This window comes from Peribacillus sp. N1, assembly GCF_054600815.1.
On the sequence record NZ_BAAHZO010000126.1, the window covers coordinates 1 to 233 of the forward strand.

A 233-nucleotide genomic window follows, 5' to 3' on the forward strand; every position below is an offset into this window, starting at 1 on the left:
AATCATCAAAAGAAATTATTCGTACTGAAGCCATGTAGTTATTTATGAAACAAGGATATTTCGCTACTTCCATAAGCGAGATAGACAATCAGGCGGGCATTTCGAAAGGGTTACTCTATAACTATTACAAAGTAAAAGAAGAACTGCTTTCTGAAATTGTTGAAGCCAGAATCAGGGAAGTTGTGGAAGTCATGAAAGTAGCGTTCGCCTTAAATACACCTCGTGAACAGCTT

The 233-nt window shown here is 37.3% G+C and carries 1 protein-coding gene; it reads left to right on the forward strand.

Annotated elements, in window-relative coordinates; all coding sequences use genetic code 11:
- Positions 1-44: 44 nt before the first annotated feature.
- A partial coding sequence (locus tag ACYP5M_RS26805; RefSeq protein ID WP_459735762.1) for a TetR/AcrR family transcriptional regulator occupies positions 45-233 on the forward strand: 189 nt, incomplete at its 3' end.